The sequence below is a fragment of the Microbacterium saccharophilum genome, assembly GCF_007992455.1.
GTDB classification, from domain to species: Bacteria; Actinomycetota; Actinomycetes; order Actinomycetales; family Microbacteriaceae; genus Microbacterium; species Microbacterium saccharophilum.
In genome coordinates this window covers 117,428-133,266 of the sequence record NZ_BKAH01000003.1, presented here as the reverse complement: position 1 = coordinate 133,266, position 15,839 = coordinate 117,428, and the positions used below count along the sequence as shown (strand labels likewise).

At 69.4% G+C, this 15,839-nt stretch carries 14 protein-coding genes; 8 read left to right on the top strand and 6 right to left on the bottom strand.

The window, feature by feature from the left end; translation table 11 throughout:
* Nucleotides 1–57: 57 nt before the first annotated feature.
* The 3 genes from MSA03_RS04385 to mmsA form a co-directional block, all read right to left on the bottom strand.
* Nucleotides 58–1,164, bottom strand: a complete 1,107-nt coding sequence (locus MSA03_RS04385; RefSeq protein ID WP_147049790.1) for a substrate-binding domain-containing protein — start codon at nucleotides 1,162–1,164, stop codon at nucleotides 58–60.
* Between the two features lie 100 nt (nucleotides 1,165–1,264).
* Nucleotides 1,265–2,587 carry a sugar ABC transporter permease gene (locus MSA03_RS04380; RefSeq protein ID WP_147049789.1) on the bottom strand — a complete coding sequence of 441 codons (1,323 nt, stop codon included), beginning with the start codon at nucleotides 2,585–2,587 and terminating at the stop codon, nucleotides 1,265–1,267.
* A gap of 52 nt (nucleotides 2,588–2,639) precedes the next feature.
* Entirely contained in the window at nucleotides 2,640–4,184 is a 1,545-nt protein-coding gene (gene mmsA / locus MSA03_RS04375) for a multiple monosaccharide ABC transporter ATP-binding protein (protein WP_147049788.1), read from the bottom strand.
* Between the two features lie 319 nt (nucleotides 4,185–4,503).
* On the opposite strand from mmsA, the gene MSA03_RS04370 reads away from it, so the two are divergent.
* The 7 genes from MSA03_RS04370 to MSA03_RS04340 are packed head-to-tail and all read left to right on the top strand — an operon-like array spanning nucleotide 4,504 to nucleotide 10,943.
* The gene (locus MSA03_RS04370; RefSeq protein WP_244946317.1) at nucleotides 4,504–5,697 is read left to right on the top strand and encodes an ROK family transcriptional regulator; all 1,194 of its coding nucleotides are present in this window, start codon (nucleotides 4,504–4,506) and stop codon (nucleotides 5,695–5,697) included.
* Entirely contained in the window at nucleotides 5,694–6,464 is a 771-nt protein-coding gene (locus MSA03_RS04365; protein WP_147049786.1) for an ATP-binding cassette domain-containing protein, read from the top strand. Before MSA03_RS04370 ends, MSA03_RS04365 begins: the two co-directional genes overlap by 4 nt.
* A complete protein-coding gene (locus MSA03_RS04360) occupies nucleotides 6,461–7,114 on the top strand; it encodes an HAD family hydrolase (protein WP_244946316.1) in 654 nt (217 codons plus the stop codon). Before MSA03_RS04365 ends, MSA03_RS04360 begins: the two co-directional genes overlap by 4 nt.
* 36 nt (nucleotides 7,115–7,150) lie before the next feature.
* Nucleotides 7,151–9,133: a M13 family metallopeptidase gene (locus tag MSA03_RS04355; protein ID WP_147049785.1), complete on the top strand. Its 1,983-nt coding sequence runs from the start codon at nucleotides 7,151–7,153 to the stop codon at nucleotides 9,131–9,133.
* A gap of 44 nt (nucleotides 9,134–9,177) precedes the next feature.
* Complete coding sequence (locus MSA03_RS04350) at nucleotides 9,178–10,095, top strand: serine hydrolase (RefSeq protein ID WP_244946315.1); 918 nt, start codon at nucleotides 9,178–9,180, stop codon at nucleotides 10,093–10,095.
* A gap of 45 nt (nucleotides 10,096–10,140) precedes the next feature.
* Nucleotides 10,141–10,359, top strand: a complete 219-nt coding sequence (locus tag MSA03_RS04345; protein ID WP_147049783.1) for a MerR family transcriptional regulator — start codon at nucleotides 10,141–10,143, stop codon at nucleotides 10,357–10,359.
* 11 nt (nucleotides 10,360–10,370) lie between these two features.
* Nucleotides 10,371–10,943, top strand: coding sequence for a GyrI-like domain-containing protein (locus tag MSA03_RS04340; RefSeq protein WP_147049782.1), 573 nt, complete (start codon nucleotides 10,371–10,373; stop codon nucleotides 10,941–10,943).
* 118 nt (nucleotides 10,944–11,061) lie between these two features.
* On the opposite strand, the gene purU is transcribed toward MSA03_RS04340, so the two are convergent.
* On the bottom strand, nucleotides 11,062–11,940 hold the full coding sequence (purU, locus tag MSA03_RS04335) for a formyltetrahydrofolate deformylase (protein WP_147049781.1): 879 nt from the start codon (nucleotides 11,938–11,940) through the stop codon (nucleotides 11,062–11,064).
* A gap of 52 nt (nucleotides 11,941–11,992) precedes the next feature.
* Nucleotides 11,993–13,291, bottom strand: a complete 1,299-nt coding sequence (locus tag MSA03_RS04330; RefSeq protein WP_147049780.1) for a condensation domain-containing protein — start codon at nucleotides 13,289–13,291, stop codon at nucleotides 11,993–11,995.
* Nucleotides 13,292–13,342: 51 nt separating this feature from the next.
* On the opposite strand from MSA03_RS04330, the gene MSA03_RS04325 reads away from it, so the two are divergent.
* Nucleotides 13,343–14,125, top strand: coding sequence for an alpha/beta fold hydrolase (locus MSA03_RS04325; protein ID WP_147049779.1), 783 nt, complete (start codon nucleotides 13,343–13,345; stop codon nucleotides 14,123–14,125).
* Between the two features lie 95 nt (nucleotides 14,126–14,220).
* On the opposite strand, the gene MSA03_RS04320 is transcribed toward MSA03_RS04325, so the two are convergent.
* Nucleotides 14,221–15,813, bottom strand: a complete 1,593-nt coding sequence (locus tag MSA03_RS04320) for a glycoside hydrolase family 68 protein (RefSeq protein WP_147049778.1) — start codon at nucleotides 15,811–15,813, stop codon at nucleotides 14,221–14,223.
* Between the last annotated feature and the right edge of the window lie 26 nt (nucleotides 15,814–15,839).

The window sequence follows — 15,839 nt, the reverse complement described above, 5'->3', positions numbered from 1 at the left end:
GGGAAAGCAGGAGTGGCCGGCGGGGAGAACCCCGCCGGCCACCGTGTGTGGTGCCTGTTACTTCAGCAGGTCCAGTCGCGACGGGTCGTTCGCGAAGACCTCCTTGACGTTGGCCTTGGTGACCACGACCGGGTCGAGCAGGTAGACGTCGACGTCCTTGCGACCGTTGTCGGCCGTCTCGTCGGCCGCCGGCAGTCCGTCACCGGACTGCAGGGACTTGATCAGCTCGACGGTCTTGGCGACCAGCTGGTCGGTCGGCTTGGCGACCGTGGCGTACTGCTTGCCCTCCCAGATCGAGACGACCGACTCGTTCTCGGCGTCGAGACCGGAGACGACCGGCAGCTCCTGGCCGGCCTGCTCCGACGCGGTCAGGATCGCGCGGGCGATGCCGTCGTTCGGCGAGAGCACACCGTCGATCTGCTTGTCGCTGTAGAACCCGGACAGCAGCGAGTCCATGCGGGACTGCGCCTTGGCGTTGTCCCAGTCCTGGGTCGCGACCTGCGTGAACTCGGTCTGACCCGAGACCACGGTCAGCGTGCCGTCGTCGATCTTGGGCTGCAGGATCGACATCGCGCCCTCGAAGAAGGCGGGCGCGTTCGGGTCGGCAGGGCCGCCACCGAACAGCTCGATGTTGTAGGGACCGTCGCCCTTACGCTCGGCGAGACCGTCCAGCAGGGACTGGCCCTGCAGCTCGCCGGTGCGGAAGCTGCCGAACTGGACGACCGCGTCCACGGCATCCGTGTTCTCGATGAGACGGTCGTAGCCGATGATGGTGACGCCGGCGTCGTGTGCGGTCTCAAGCACGGTGCCGAGCTGAGTGCCGTCGACCGGGCCGACGACGATGACCTTCGCGCCCTGCTCGATCATGGCCTCGATCTGCTGCTGCTGCTGCGGCACCTTGTTGTCGGCGGCCTGCACGAGCGGGGTGAACCCGGCCGAGCTGAGCTCCTCGGTGAAGAACTCCTCCGCCTCCTTCCAGTTCTGCGTGCCGAGCCAGGGCAGGGACACGCCGATGGTCGCATCCGCGGCGAAGCCGGCTTCGGCTGCGCCGGTGGCGTCGGTGTCGCCGGCTCCGCCGCGGCCGCCGCCGCTGCACGCGGTCAGCGCGAGCGCGCCGGCCGCGAGCACCGCGGCGAAACCGAGAGTCGTTCTTTTCAGCTTCATGGTGATCTTCCTTACTTGATGGTGGTCGTGCGGGTGTTCGTGCGCGCGCTCGACCGCGCCCCCGGTGCGAGGGCTCGGGACGGCGGGCGGACGGCTGGGGTCAGGAGCGGGGGCCGACGCCCTCCGGCTCCTTCTTGTCGGTGGGAGCTTGGTCGCGCAGACCCGCCGAGACCGCGACGGGCGTCTCGGGCGCTGATGCACCGCCGACGCTGCCGGGCTGCTTGCTCGCGAACAGGCGGCCGGTGATCGAGGGCCGTCCCTGCTGCTTGTTGTAGACGTCGAAGGCCACGGCGGCCAGGAGCACGAGGCCCTTGATGATCTGGGTCTTGTCGGCGCCGACGCCCATGAGCATGAGGCCCGAGTTGAGCACCGCCATCACGAGGCCACCGACCATGGAGCCGATCACAGTGCCGATGCCGCCGGAGACGGCCGCGCCGCCGATGAACACCGCGGCGATCGCGTCGAGCTCCCACATCGTGCCGTCGGAGGGCCCGGCCGAGGTCGAGCGGCCGACGAACAGGAGGCCGGCCAGGGCGGCGAGGAAGGACATGTTCATCATCACGAGGAAGTAGGTGCGCTTCGTGTTGACACCCGACAGCGCGGCGGCGGACTTGTTGCCGCCCACGGCGTAGATGTGGCGACCGAACACGGTGCGCTGGGTGATGATGTGGTAGATGATGATCAGCACGACCAGGATCAGCCCCGGCACCGGGAACGACGTGCCCGGCCGTCCGGATCCGAAGATCCAGGTGAGGTAGCCCAGCACCAGCGCGATGAGCGCGAAGCGGGTCGCGCTCACCCAGAGCGCCGGGACCTCCGCCCCGGCCCGTGACAGGGCGCGGCGGCGGCGCAGCTCCGACCACGCGAAGAAGGCGATGGCGAGGATGCCGAGCAGGAGCGTCGAGTTGTTCATGCCGGTGAACGTCGGACCCCACTCGGGCAGGTAGCCGGCGCCGAAGTAGCGGAACTCGTCCGGGACGGGGACGCTGATGGAGTCGCTCATCCAGATCACGGCGCCGCGGAAGATCATCATGCCGGCCAGGGTCGTGATGAAACCCGGGATGCCGAGCTTGGAGAGCCAGAAGCCCTGCCATGCGCCGATCGCGGCGCCGATGAGGAGGCCGAACAGCAGTGCCATCCACCAGGTGAAGCCGAGGTCCCGCGCGGACAGGGCGGCACTCATGCCGACCACGCCGGCCACGGAGCCGACGGACAGGTCGATCTGGCCGATCACGATCACCATGACCATGCCGATCGCGAGGATCAGCACGTAGGCGTTTCCGGAGAGCAGGTTCTGGAAGTTGGAGGACGTGAGCATGCGCCCCCCCGACCAGACGTTGAACGCGAGCAGCAGCGCGATCAACGCAAAGACCATCGTGTACTGGCGGAGGTCGCCGCCCAGCACCTGCTTGATTGACTTCATCGTCCTTGTCCTTCGTTCTTCTTCGGGAGCCGGTTGTTGGTGGCGGGCCGCGCTACGCGGCATCCGCCGAGGTTGTCGTCATGAGGCGCATCAGGCGTTCCTGATCGGCGTCCTCGCGCGCGAGTTCGCCGGTGATCCGACCCTCGCAGATCGTGTAGATGCGATCGCTCATCCCGAGCAGTTCGGGAAGCTCGGACGAGATGACGATCACGGCCTTGCCCTGATCGGCGAGCTGCTGGATGAGCTTGTAGATCTCGTACTTCGCGCCCACGTCGATACCGCGCGTGGGCTCGTCCAGGATGAGCACATCCGGGTCGGGGTACATCCACTTCGCCAGCACGACCTTCTGCTGGTTCCCGCCGGACAGCGTGGACACGCCCACGTTCACCGACGGCGACTTGATGCGCAGCGAGGTGCGGTATCCGCTGGCGACCTGGAACTCCTCGTCGGGGTCGATCAGGCCGCCGTGGACGATCGCACCGAGGTTCGCGGAGACGATGGTGGACTTGATCGTGTCGAGCAGGTTGAGGCCGAGGGTCTTGCGGTCCTCGGGCACATAGGCAAGACCCGCGCGGATCGCCTGGCGCACGCTGGTGGCGTGGACCTCCTTGCCGGCGAGGAACATCTTCCCCGATCGGTACAGGCCGTACGTGCGTCCGAACAGCGAGCGGGCGAGTTCGGTGCGCCCGGCGCCCATGAGCCCGGCGAACCCGACGATCTCGCCGCGGCGGACGGTGAAGCTGGAGTTCTTGCAGATGTACCTGCCGGGAACCTGGGGGTGCTCGACCAGCCAGTCCCGCACCTCGAAGAGCACCTCGCCGATGTTCGGGGTGTGGTCGGGGTAGCGGTGGTCCAGGGAGCGGCCGACCATCGCGCGGATGATGCGGTCCTCGTCGACATGACCTGCCTCGACGTCATAGGTCTCGACGGTTCGTCCGTCGCGGATCACGGTGACCGAGTCGGAGACGACGGCGATCTCGTTGAGTTTGTGCGAGATCATGATCTGCGCGATCCCGCGTGCGCGCAGGCCCTTCATGAGGTCCAGCAGGTTCGCGGAGTCCTCCTCATTGAGCGCCGAGGTGGGCTCGTCGAGGATGAGCAGACGCACGTTCTTCGACAGCGCGCGCGCGATCTCCACGAGCTGCTGCTGGCCGACGCCCAGGTTCTTCACCGGGGTGTTCGGATCGGTCTCCAGGCCCACGCGAGCCATCAGCTCCAAGGCCTGCAGGCGGGCGCCGTCCCAGTCGATGATCCCACCCCGGACGATCTCGTTGCCGAGGAAGATGTTCTCGGTGACCGAGAGCTCGGGAATGAGGGCCAGCTCCTGGTGGATGATGACGATGCCGGCGCGCTCGGAGGACTTGATGTCCTTGAACTCGACCTCCTCGCCGTCCAGGAGGATCTCTCCCTCGTAGGTGCCGTGCGGGTAGACGCCAGAGAGGACCTTCATGAGGGTCGACTTACCCGCGCCGTTCTCGCCGCAGATCGAGTGGATCTCGCCCCTGCGTACATGCATGGTTACGTCGTCCAGCGCCCGCACACCGGGGAACTCCTTCACGATGTGGCGCATCTCGAGGATGATCGAATTGTCCGTCATGAGATTCTCTACGTCCTTGTGGATCTTCGGGGTGTCGCTGTCGACATCCCTGACGGTAGGGTCCCACCGTGGCCGGCGCAATCGAGTTTCGTAGGCGATACCAAAATGTTATCTTCGAGACTCGATGCCAACGGATGCCCAACGAGGGCTCCAGTCCCGGAATCTTGCCGAACGGCTCTACCCGACCCGGCTTCGACGGCACAAGTTGCCGGATCTGACCCACGCGGATCGGGCGATGTCTTCGAGAGGCGAACCTATTGACGCGGACCGGTTTCGATAACCGACCCCAGAGCATCGGGGCCCGGCTACGATGCCGACTGTGAGGACGTCGACGCCCCAATTCGGATCTCAGTCGGCGCTGCGAGAGGCCAACAGCCAGCGCATCGTCGACGCGATCCGTCGCCACGGCGCCCTCACCCAAGTCGAGATCGCGGCCACCACCGGACTGTCGCAGGCCACCGTGTCCACGATCGTCAAGCAGCTGCTGAGCCAGGGTCTGGTCGACACCCGCACGACCGTGCGCACGGGCAGGCGCGCACAACTGGTCACCCTCGCCCAGCGCACCGGGCTGGGGGTCGGCATCCACGTCGGACAGCGTGCGCTGCGCGTGCTCATCGGCGACAGCGGTCACGACGAACTCTCCGAGCGGCTGCTGCCGCTGCCGGCCGACCATCGCGCGGACACGACGCTGGATCGTGCCGCGCTGCTGGTCGTCGACCTCGTCGAGGCGCTGGGCGCCGAGCTGTCCGAGGTCGTCGCCGCGGGGGTGGCGCTCCCCGGAGCCGTGGATCCCGGCACCGGGACCATCGGCGGCCGCGGAGTCCTCGAGGGCTGGGAGGACGTCGATGTCGGGGAGGTACTCGGGCGGCGTCTGGGCATCCCCATCGTCGTGGAGAAGGACGCCACGGCCGCGGTCATCGGCGAGACCCGCTTCGGAGCGGGCCGCGGCTGCGCCGACGTCGCCTTCATCCGCGCCTCCTACCTCGTGGGCGCCGGTCTCGTGGTCGATGGACAGGTCCACCGCGGCCGCCGCGGCATCGCCGGCGAGATCGGCCACGTCGAGGTCGACCCCTCCGGGGCGATCTGTCCGTGCGGCAGCCGCGGCTGCCTGAACACCGTCGTCGGGGCGGAGGCCCTGACGGACCTCCTGCGCATGTCGCGGAGCGGCATCACCCTTCGCGCCCTCATCGGCCTGGCCGTAGAGGGAGATCCCGGCTGCCGCCAGGTGATCGCCGACGCCGGCGGCGCCATCGGGTCGGTCGTGGCGGGACTCGCTCTGGCCTTCGATCCGCAGCGCATCGTCGTCGGAGGCGAGCTCGCCGAGACCGGCGAGCTGCTCCTCGGCCCGCTGCGCGACGCGGTCGGGCGACGCGTGCCGCTGACCGGGGACCACGGCGTCGAGGTGGTTCGGGGTGAACTCGGGCCGCGCGCGGAGGTGCGGGGGCTGGTCGCCCTCGCGTTCGACCAGGCAGGATCGGCTGCCACGACGTCGGGAACGGAGGAATCGGCATGAGCCGAGACGACACGCCGGTGCTCGAACTGCGCGGGCTGACCAAGCGATTCCAGGCGGTGGAGGCGCTGGTCGACGCGGATCTCGTCGTCCATCGTCGGGAGGTGGTCGCCCTGGTGGGAGACAACGCCGCGGGCAAGTCGACGCTGGCGCGGATCGTCTCGGGCGTGTACACGCCCGATGCGGGCACCATCCGCCTGGATGGCAGCGTCACGGAGCTGCCGAGCCCCGGCAGCGCCTTCCGGCAGGGAGTGGCCGCGGTCTTCCAGGAGCTCGCCCTCGCCGAGAACCTCGACGTCGTGGCGAACATCTTCCTCGGCCACGAAGTGGTCAGCCGGGGAATCATGGACAACGACGAGATGGATCGGCTGGCCCGCACCTATCTCGATCAGCTCGGCGGGGGAGTTCCGCTGCTGCACGCGCCGGTCGCGGATCTGTCCGCGGGGCAGCGTCAGTGCGTGGCCATCGCCCGCACTTTGGTCGGTTCGCCGCGGCTGGTGGTGCTCGACGAGCCGACGGCGTCGCTGTCGATCGCGCAGACCGCACAGGTGCTCAACTACATCGAGCATCTGCGCGAACTGGGCGTCGGGGTCATCCTCATCAGCCACAGCCTCTCGGACGTTCGCGCCGTTGCGGACCGCATCGAGGTGCTCCGCCACGGCCGCAACAACGGCTCCTTCGACGCGAACTCCTCTCGCTACGAGGACGTGATCGCCGCCATCACCGGCGCCCGGCGCGTGGACCGCGCGCCGGGACAGGTGCAGCCGTGACTGCTCCGGCGGCGGTGCTGTGGGACATGGACGGCACCCTCACCGACACCGAACCGTTCTGGCTGGATGCCGAGCAAAAGCTCGCCGGAGTCTACGGCGCACGATGGGAGCACGAGGACGCTCTGGCCGTGGTCGGTACGCCGCTGCTGAACACGGCCCGGATCATGCACGAGCGCGGCGTGGCCCTCCCGCCCGAGCAGATCGTGCGCACGATGGCGCGCGATGTGGCCGCGCGCTTCGCCGCCGCCGCAGCCGCCGGCGCCGCGCCCTGGCATCGCGGGGCGATCGAGCTGGCCGCCGCGGTGGCTGCGGCCGGCATCCCGCAGGCGCTGGTCACCTCGTCCCCGACCGAGGTCGCCTCGGCGGCCGCACGGGCGGCGGGCGTGTTCTCGGTGGTCGTCTCGGGCGACGATGTCGACCTGCCCAAACCCGATCCGGCGCCCTACCTCCAGGCCGCGGCGGCGCTCGGAGTCGACCTGCGGAATGCCGTCGTGATCGAGGACTCGCCGTCCGGGATCGCGGCGGGAGTCGCCGCCGGTGCCCGGGTGATCGCCGTGGAGACCGCGCTGCCGGTGCGGCGCGAACCCGGCCTGACGGTGGTCGGCTCGCTGAGCGAACTGGGCCTGACCGATCTGGAGCTCGTGCCCTGATCGGCAGCCGGCGGCGCCGCGACGTATTGTTGAGCCATGACCGAGACCGTCCCCCGCTCGGGTATCGAGCTGACCGAGCTGAGCGCCGCCATCCGTCCCCAGGACGACCTGTTCCGCCACGTCAACGGCGCCTGGATCGACCGCACCGAGATCCCGGACGACAAGGCCCGGTGGGGCTCGTTCCACCTCATCGCCGAGCAGGCCGAGAGCGACGTGCGCACGATCATCGAGGAGTCCACGTCGGCGGAGGCGGGCTCCGAGACGCGCAAGATCGGCGACCTGTTCACCAGCTTCATGGACACGGCGCGCATCGAGGCGCTGGGCGCATCCCCCGTCGCGGCACAGCTGGAGCGCGTCGAGGCGATCGGATCGATCCCGGCCTTCCTGCGCACCGTCGGCGAGCTGGAGCGCGAGGGGGTCGCCGGCATCGTGTCGACCTACATCGAACCGGACCCGGGCAATCCTCAGCGCTACGTCGTCTTCTTCGTGCAGGGCGGTCTCTCGCTTCCGGACGAGAGCTACTACCGCCTGGAGAACTTCGACAAGACGCGGGTCGCGTTCCGTGAGTACGCCCGGACGATGCTCTCCCACGCCGGTGTGGTCGATGCCGACGAGCAGGCCGATCGCATCCTGGCGCTGGAGACCGAGCTGGCCGGTCACCACTGGGACAACGTGCGCAGCCGCGACGCGGTGGCCACGTACAACCTCATGACGTGGGATGCCGTCAACGAACTGGTCGGTGCCGACCTCGACCCGTGGCTGGACGGTGTCGCGCCGGGCCACCGCGAGGGGTTCGCCGAGATCAACGTCAACCAGCCCAGCGCCCTGGAGGGTCTGGGGTCGCTGCTGACCGAGGACCGCCTCGATGACTGGAAGGCATGGCTGCGACTGCACGTGGTCCGCTCGTCCGCGCCGTTCCTCTCATCGGACTTCGTGGACGCGAACTTCGCCTTCTACGGCACCGAGCTGACCGGCGTGCCCGTCAACCGCGAACGCTGGAAGCGCGGGGTCAGCTTCGTCGAGGCGGCGATGGGGGAGGCGGTCGGCAAGGTCTACGTCGAGCGCCTCTTCCCCCCGCGCGCGAAGGAGGAGATGGACGAGCTGGTCGGCAACCTCATCGAGGCGTACCGCGAGTCGATCTCGCAGCTGGAGTGGATGACCCCCGCGACCCGCGACCGGGCGCTCGAGAAGCTCGCCGCGTTCACGCCGAAGGTCGGTTTCCCGGTGACGTGGAAGGACTACTCCGCGCTCGAGGTCGACGTCGCCGATCTGATCGGCAACGTCCGCCGCACGAACGCGTGGGAGCACGATCGCCAGCTCGCCAAGCTGGGCGGTCCCATCGACCGGGACGAGTGGTACATGACGCCGCAGACGGTCAATGCGTACTACAACCCGCTGATGAACGAGATCGTCTTTCCCGCCGCCATCCTGCAGTACCCGTTCTTCGACATGGACCGCGATGCCGCCGCGAACTACGGCGGGATCGGCGCGGTGATCGGTCACGAGGTCGGCCACGGCTTCGACGATCAGGGCAGCGCCTTCGACGGAACCGGCGCACTGAATGACTGGTGGACCGACGAGGATCGCGCCGCGTTCCAGGAGCGCACCGGCGCGCTGATCGCCCAGTACGACGCGCTCGTCCCGCAGGGGCTGGCACCCGAGCACCACGTCAACGGTGCGCTCACGATCGGTGAGAACATCGGGGACCTCGGCGGTCTCGGCATCGCCATCAAGGCGTACCGTCTCCACCTGGCCGCGATCGGATCGGAAGAGGCCGACGGCCCGGTCATCGACGGACTCACCGGAATCCAGCGCCTGCTGCTGAGCTGGGCGCAGATCTGGCAGCAGAAGGGACGGGATGCCGAGACCATCCGCCTGCTGACCATCGACCCGCACTCGCCCAACGAGTTCCGCTGCAACCAGATCGTCCGCAACGTGGATGAGTTCTACGCGGCATTCGGGGTGAGCGCCGACGACGCGCTGTGGCTGGATGCCGATCGGCGGGTCACCATCTGGTGACCGCACTGTCCTGAATCGCCCGGGACCCCGTTGGAAGGATGAGCGTGAGCACGGCCGAGCCGTCACGAGACACGGCGTCGCTGCGGGGAACGCGGCGCTCGGGTCGGAGACTGCCGCGTCGCGCGGCGGCCTCGCGCCGGTCGTTCGCGGCGACGATGGCGGCGCTGGATGCGGCAGCGACCGCCGGTGCGCAGGTGTCCGTCCATGTCACCGATCTGGATCGGGGGACCACGGTGGTCACCGGGGACGCCCATCTGACGCTTCCGGTCGCCGGCATCGGCGTCGTGCCGCTGCTGATCGACGTGGCGGCACAGGTGGATGCCGGCACGCTCGACCCGTTCGAGCTGATCGAACGGACCCGCGTGGCGCCGGTCACCGTCGGCGGGCTGTGGCACCGGCTCGCGGCGCCGGCGCTGCCGGTCTGCGACCTCGCGGTCCTCGCCGCCGCGGCGGGTGACGCGGCGGCGGCCAACGCGCTGCTGGCCCGAGTGGGCGTCGAGGCGGTGCGTGCGCGCATCGAGCAGGTGGGGCTCGAGCGCACCGCGCTCATGGACGGATTCCGCGATCGCCGCGGGCCCGATCACGCGCCGCATGTCGCGGTGGCCACGGCCGAGGAGCTCGCCGCGCTGTTCGGCGACCTCGTCAACTCGCGGGTCGTCTCTCCCGCCGTCAGCGCGCAGGTCGCCGAGTGGCTGAGTCTGAACCACGATCTCGCTCTGACGGCAGCGGCAACCGGGCTGGATCCGTTCGCGCACGACGACGACCGGCACGGGCTCCTGTTCCTGAACAAGACGGGTCGCTCGGACGGCGTCCGCGCCGAAGCCGGGGTGATCGCCGGCCCCCGCGCCGGCGTGTCGTACGCCATGATCGTGTGCTTCGACGACCTGTCGATCGCTCATCGCCTGCGCGCCCACGACGCCTTCCGAGTGTTCGGACTGGACCTCATGGAATACGTCTACTGAGGACCTTGACCTTCACACGGTGTCAGGGCGTGGAGTGGGAGCACCATGTTGAGTATCGGAGAGTTCGCCCGGCTGACCGGAGTGTCGGCACGGATGCTGCGTCACTACGACCGGCTCGGTCTGCTGCGCCCGCAGCGCACCGACGAGCGCACCGGGTACCGGTCGTACAGCGCCGCACAGCTGCGCCGCGCCAATCAGCTGATCGCCCTGAAGGACCTCGGGTTCACGCTCGAGCAGGTGGCACGCTCTTGGACGGCGGGCTGAGCCCGGACGGGGTGGCGGAGCTGCTGATCGGGCGTCGCGACCAGCTGCGCGAGCAGCTCGACGCGGATGCACGCCGGCTGCGGTCCGTCGAGGCGAGACTCCGGACGATCGAGAAGGAGAATCCCGTGAACACGTTCACCGAAACCCCCCTGCCCCAGCTGCGTCTGGTCCAGCTGTCGGCGCGCATCGAGGAGATGTCGGAGATCGAAGAGGAGATCGGCGGCATGTTCGGCCGCGTGAACGCCCTCATCGACGCCGCCGGCGTCGATCGCGTCGGACCCGGCATCGCAACCTACACGACCGACGGTGACGGGATGGTCGCCGCCGCGGCGGAGCAGATCGGCGCGGCGCCGGTGCCGGCGGGGCTCGACGCCGCGGTGGTCCCGCCGCAGCAGCGGGCGCTGACGACCCGGTACGTCGGCGACGACCTGTCCGGCATCCAGCAGGCGTGGCAGGCGCTGGTCGCCGAGGTCGAGGCGCGGGGGCTGGTCCCGCAGGGGACCTGCCGGGAGGTCTACGAGCGCACGCCGTTCGACGGGCCCGCCGGCGGATGGGTCGTCGACCTCCAGCAGCCGGTCGCCTGACGAACCGCTCGCGCCCCGGGCAGGGCGGCGGGTCGTCGCCCGACACCCCGCGCCCGCGGCGTCCCGAGCGGCGTGTCGTGGATCGGGTCCGCCGCCTGGCCGGCGCTGAGCCGGTGCGTCAGAACACGATGGTGTGGTTGCCGTGTCGGATGACCCGGTCCTGTGCGTGCCAGAGCACGGCGCGGGAGAGGACCTGGCGCTCCACGTCTGCGCCGCGCCGGGCGAGTTCGTGCACGGTGTCGCCGTGGGTGACGCGGATGGTGTCCTGCTCGATGATCGGGCCCTCGTCGAGGTCGGTGGTGACGTAATGGCTCGTCGCGCCGATGAGCTTGACGCCCCGGTCCTTCGCCTTCTTGTACGGCTCCGCGCCGATGAAGGCGGGCAGGAAGGAGTGGTGGATGTTGATCACCGGCACCCCGAGTTCGGTGAGGAAGTCTTCCGACAGGATCTGCATATAGCGGGCGAGGACCACGAAATCGACGTTTCCGACCAGGAGCCTGAGGATCTCCGCCTCGGATGCGGACTTGTCCGGCCCGGACGCCGAGGGCACGTGGAAGAACGGCACGCCGAACGAGCGCACGTCCTCGGCGGTGGTCGTGTGGTTCGAGATCACCATCGGGATGTTCACCGGCAGGTCGCCGCGGCGGTGGCGCCAGAGCAGGTCGAGCAGGCAGTGGTCCTGCTTGCTGGCCAGGATCGCCATGCGCTGGGGGGTGGACTGGTCGGTCAGCTTCCACTCCAGCTCGAAGTCGGCGAGGGTCTCGGCGACCTCGGCCTCGATCAGCGGCCGGTCGGCGGCGAAGTCGGGGCGGTGGAAGACCACCCGCTGGAAGTACGCGCCGCCGGTCGGGTCATCCGAGTACTGGTCGAACGCGACGATGTTCCCCCCGATGCGGGTGATCATCGCCGAGACGGCCGCGACGATCCCGGGCTGGTCCTTGCCGTGCACGATGAGGCAGGCGTGGGCGGGTGTCAGCGGCGGCACGGACGGAGTCATCCTTCGATTCTGCCGTGCCGCGCGGTCCGTCGCTGACACAGCGCCGACGGTCTCAGGCCACCCGGAAGGCTCGCTGGATCTCGTCCAGCCACCCGCTCACGCTGACGCGCGCCCGGGCGGTGTCCGGGTAGCGGCATCGCAGATGCAGCCCCGACGTGGTGACGATGAACCAGATCATCACGCCGTCGGTGGGGACGACGGCGGACACGTACTGCAGCTCGAGGTCGGGATCCAGCTGCACCGGCAGGCGCCGCGCGTCCAGCCAGGACAGCGCGAACATGCCGGGGGATGCCGGCATCCCGCCGTAGGGCGCGAGGATCGGGCCCAGGGGATGCGAGCCCAGCTCGATCGCCTGACGCACCGCGGCGGCGCAGGCGGCCGGGTCGGTGTCCCCGCACTCCAGGACGGTGTTGGTGATGAACCAGCCGACCGCGTCGTGCCAGCGCGGTTCGGTGCGGCTGTGCACGGGGAACACCGCCCGCAGCGGCGCCGAGGCCGTGCGCGCCATCACGGCGGTGAGGATCGACATCGCCCGGACGATCAGCCGGATGCCGGCGCGAGATGCCTCCTCCTCGATGCGAGCGAGTTCGCCCGCGTCGAGCACGTCGCGGACATCGACGACCTCGTTGCGCACCGAGGAGAGATCGCCCAGCGGGAGCGGGAATCGCGGCATGACGCCGCCGGCGGCATCGAGGATCTCCGCCCAGCGGAGGTGCACCTCGTCCGGCGAGGGCGGCAGGCTCTCGAGCAGGGCGGTGTGCTCGGCGAACGGCGCCGCCGTGCTCAGCGGCGCTGAGCGCCCCGTCCTCTGGTCGGGCAGGGCGGCGAGCAGGTCGCGCACGAGGACCTTCAGCGACCACATGTCGAGGTGGGAGTGGTCGCCGCCGACCACGACGACCGGCCGCCGGTCCGTGACGGTGTCGTCGGGCTCGACGACGCACAGGCGGTGCGACGGTCGCGCGAACGGCCGGCAGGTGCGGTCGAAGACCACACGCACGATCTCGCGCGTCAGCTGGCCGTCCGCGGCCGGATGGTGCCTCCACACGCCCGGTCCGAGCTCGACCGTCTCGAGCGTCATCATGCCGTCGACATGCCGGAACGCCGTCCGCAGGGTCCCGTGCCGGGCGACGACCGCCTTCCAGGCGCGGGCGAGGTCCTCACGCGTGGTGCCCGCCGGGATCCGGGCAGCGATCGCCATCCACGAGCCGGCGCGGTCGCCCTCCCCGACGTGGCGTCGCTGGTCGAAGGAGATCGGCAGCGGTTTGCCGGGCACGCGATCCACGGCAGGGAGCTCGAGGCTGTACACCCTCCCCGCGGGCAACGCCATCTGGGTCACATTCGTCAAGCGCATCGCGCCGTAGTCTAGGTGGCGGAGATTGCGTCGAATGCACGCGGGAGGGTCATGCCGAGGTTTCGGGTCGACGACGCCGCGATCGACTACCGGATCGCCGGCCAGACCGGTCCCCTGGTCGTGCAGCTGCACGGCCTGACTTCCAGTCGTGCGCGCGACGCCGAGATGGGCCTCGACCTGGTGCGCGCCCTGCGCGGTCACCGCGTGCTGAAGTACGACGCGCGCGGCCATGGCAGCTCGACCGGAACCCGCGAACAGGCGTCGTACCGCTGGGATCGGCTCGCGGTAGACCTGCTCGCGCTGCTGGATCACGTCGCCCCCGGCGAGTCGGTGCACGCCATCGGGCCGTCGATGGGCACGGGGACGCTCCTGCACGCGGCGGCCCGCGATCCCGATCGCTTCGCCAGCTTCACCTTCGCCCTCCCGCCGACGGCCTGGGGAACCCGGGAAGCGCAGGCGGAGGGCTACCGGGCCAGCGCCGACCTCATCGAGGAGCACGGGATCGAGGCGTTCATCGAGCAGGGGGGAACCGCCCCCGTCCCTCCCGCCCTCGCCGACGCGCCGATCACCTATCCGGAGGTGTCCGAAGCGTTGCTGCCGACGATCATGCGCGCAGCGGCGGCGTCCGACTTCCCGGATCCCGCCGCGGTCGCCGCCATCCGCATCCCGACGCTGATCCTGGCCTGGACGGGGGATCCGTCCCATCCGCTGCGCACCGCGACTCGGCTGCACGAGCTCATCGGCGGCAGTCGCCTGGTCGTGGCACGCACGCCCTACGGCGTGATGGCGTGGCCCGGCCTGTTCGCCGAGCACGTGATCACCGCGGCCACCTAGGGCGGACGGATCCACATCCGACGCGAAAGACGCCTCCCGGGCGCGATATCCGCGCCCGGGAGGCGTCCCTCATGCGGTCCGAGGCCGCACGGGTGTCAGAACGGCCGGGTATCCGGGGCCGGATCGATCGGATGCACCGTGTTCGCGGGGATGTCTGCGTACTGCCCGAGCCCGTCCGTGCCGTAGGTGCGGTCGACCGTCACCTCGGCGCCGTCGATGTCCACCCGCACCGTCGGGGCGAGGGTCCCGCCGCGGCGGAAGTCGTCCGTGGTCCCGACCGTGTCGATGAACGACTGCACGAGGCCGTCGGGCATGACGTAGTGCGAGTACGCCTGGAACTGACCCGGATGCTGGTCGGGATGCGGAGCGAAAGGCTGACCCGCGGGGAAGTTCAGGTTCGACGGGCTCCCCAGCGCCAGACCGGACCCGCGGTTGACGGGCTCGAAGTCGCTGCGGATCCCGTTGCCCACGAAACCGTAGACGCCCTCGGGTCCATCGATGCCGGCCGCGAACGTGCCGCGGTGCGTGATGGTGAACAGGTAGTACTTCCCGTCCTTGATGTATATCTGAGGCCGCTCGGTCTGATCGTTGACGCAGTTGGCCGACAGGATCGGGGGCAGGAACGTCCAGTGCCGCAGCGCCTTGTCCGTCGCAACCGCCAGACCCACATTGGCCATCTGGAAGTGCGCCCCGGCGTCCATGGCCTCATCGGCCGTCTCGGCGTAGGGATCGCCCTCGCGGTAGCCCATGTCCGCCTCCGTGCAGGCGCGCTCACCTCGATCGACGGCCGTGTTCCCTTCGAACACCATGAAGGTCTTGCCCGGGTGGGCGGGGTCTTCGAAGGTGAACGGGTCGCGGAAGTTGAAGAACTCGTTCTGCTCACCGGTCTGGTAGTACGTTCCGTCGGCCTGCAGCAGTTCGTGCTGGTCGCGGAACCCGGTCAGCCACACGCCGTTCTCGTCCGCGAAGATCCGGCCTTCGCTCTGGACGAGGCGCGGATCGTACGGCTTGCGGTTGCTGCCGTCCGCGTTCCGGTAGAACGCGACATCCGTGTAGAAGATGCGCAGCTTGTTGCCATCGAAGATCCGGGTCGAACCGGACCACTCGGTCTGATGGCTGAAGGACTGGTCCTCGAAGATCGCGCCGGAGGCTCCGTCCGGGAAGACGAGCCCGCCGTAGGTCCATCCGCCGTCGACGGGGCGCTCGGATGCCGGTATGTCGGCCTTCCGGAAGAAGTAGCCCAGGCGCGCGTAGGTGTGCCGATCATCGAAGCCGAGCGTGCGGTCGGCCACGAGGGAGAAGATGACCTCCCAGCCCTTGAAGCTCGGCTGATCGGATCTCCCATCGGTGAGCGTCCAGGTGTCCCACACCCACACCTGCCCGTCGGACATGTCCGGGAAGTCCTGCGGGACGGTGGGCATGGTGTACTCCTCGGGCATGGAGTTCGCCTGCGAGGGCGCGTCCGGGTCGGACATCGCCTTCAGCTGACGCGCGTCGGCGCGGGTCCACCTCGCGGTGAAGTCGGCCTCCGGCGCGTACGCCTCCTGCGTGTGCTCCGTCGGGTCGGGAAAGCCTGGAACGGCCGACCAGGCCGGCGGCGCGACGGCGACGGACGCGATCAGACCTCCCAGGACGATGGCCGTGATCCCTGGAAGTCGGCGTCTGCGTGTGCTGTGGGTGTTGTTCACGATCTCTGCTTTCGTCGGTGGCGACG

What these genes read in the sequence shown, in the direction of transcription:
- MSA03_RS04385 (WP_147049790.1), bottom strand. Translation starts at nt 1,164, where the DNA reads ATGAAGCTGAAAAGAACGACTCTCGGTTTCGCCGCGGTGCTCGCGGCC.
- MSA03_RS04380 (WP_147049789.1), bottom strand. Translation starts at nt 2,587, where the DNA reads ATGAAGTCAATCAAGCAGGTGCTGGGCGGCGACCTCCGCCAGTACACG.
- mmsA (WP_147049788.1), bottom strand. Translation starts at nt 4,184, where the DNA reads ATGACGGACAATTCGATCATCCTCGAGATGCGCCACATCGTGAAGGAG.
- MSA03_RS04365 (WP_147049786.1), top strand. Translation starts at nt 5,694, where the DNA reads ATGAGCCGAGACGACACGCCGGTGCTCGAACTGCGCGGGCTGACCAAG.
- MSA03_RS04355 (WP_147049785.1), top strand. Translation starts at nt 7,151, where the DNA reads ATGACCGAGACCGTCCCCCGCTCGGGTATCGAGCTGACCGAGCTGAGC.
- MSA03_RS04345 (WP_147049783.1), top strand. Translation starts at nt 10,141, where the DNA reads ATGTTGAGTATCGGAGAGTTCGCCCGGCTGACCGGAGTGTCGGCACGG.
- purU (WP_147049781.1), bottom strand. Translation starts at nt 11,940, where the DNA reads ATGACTCCGTCCGTGCCGCCGCTGACACCCGCCCACGCCTGCCTCATC.
- MSA03_RS04330 (WP_147049780.1), bottom strand. Translation starts at nt 13,291, where the DNA reads ATGCGCTTGACGAATGTGACCCAGATGGCGTTGCCCGCGGGGAGGGTG.
- MSA03_RS04325 (WP_147049779.1), top strand. Translation starts at nt 13,343, where the DNA reads ATGCCGAGGTTTCGGGTCGACGACGCCGCGATCGACTACCGGATCGCC.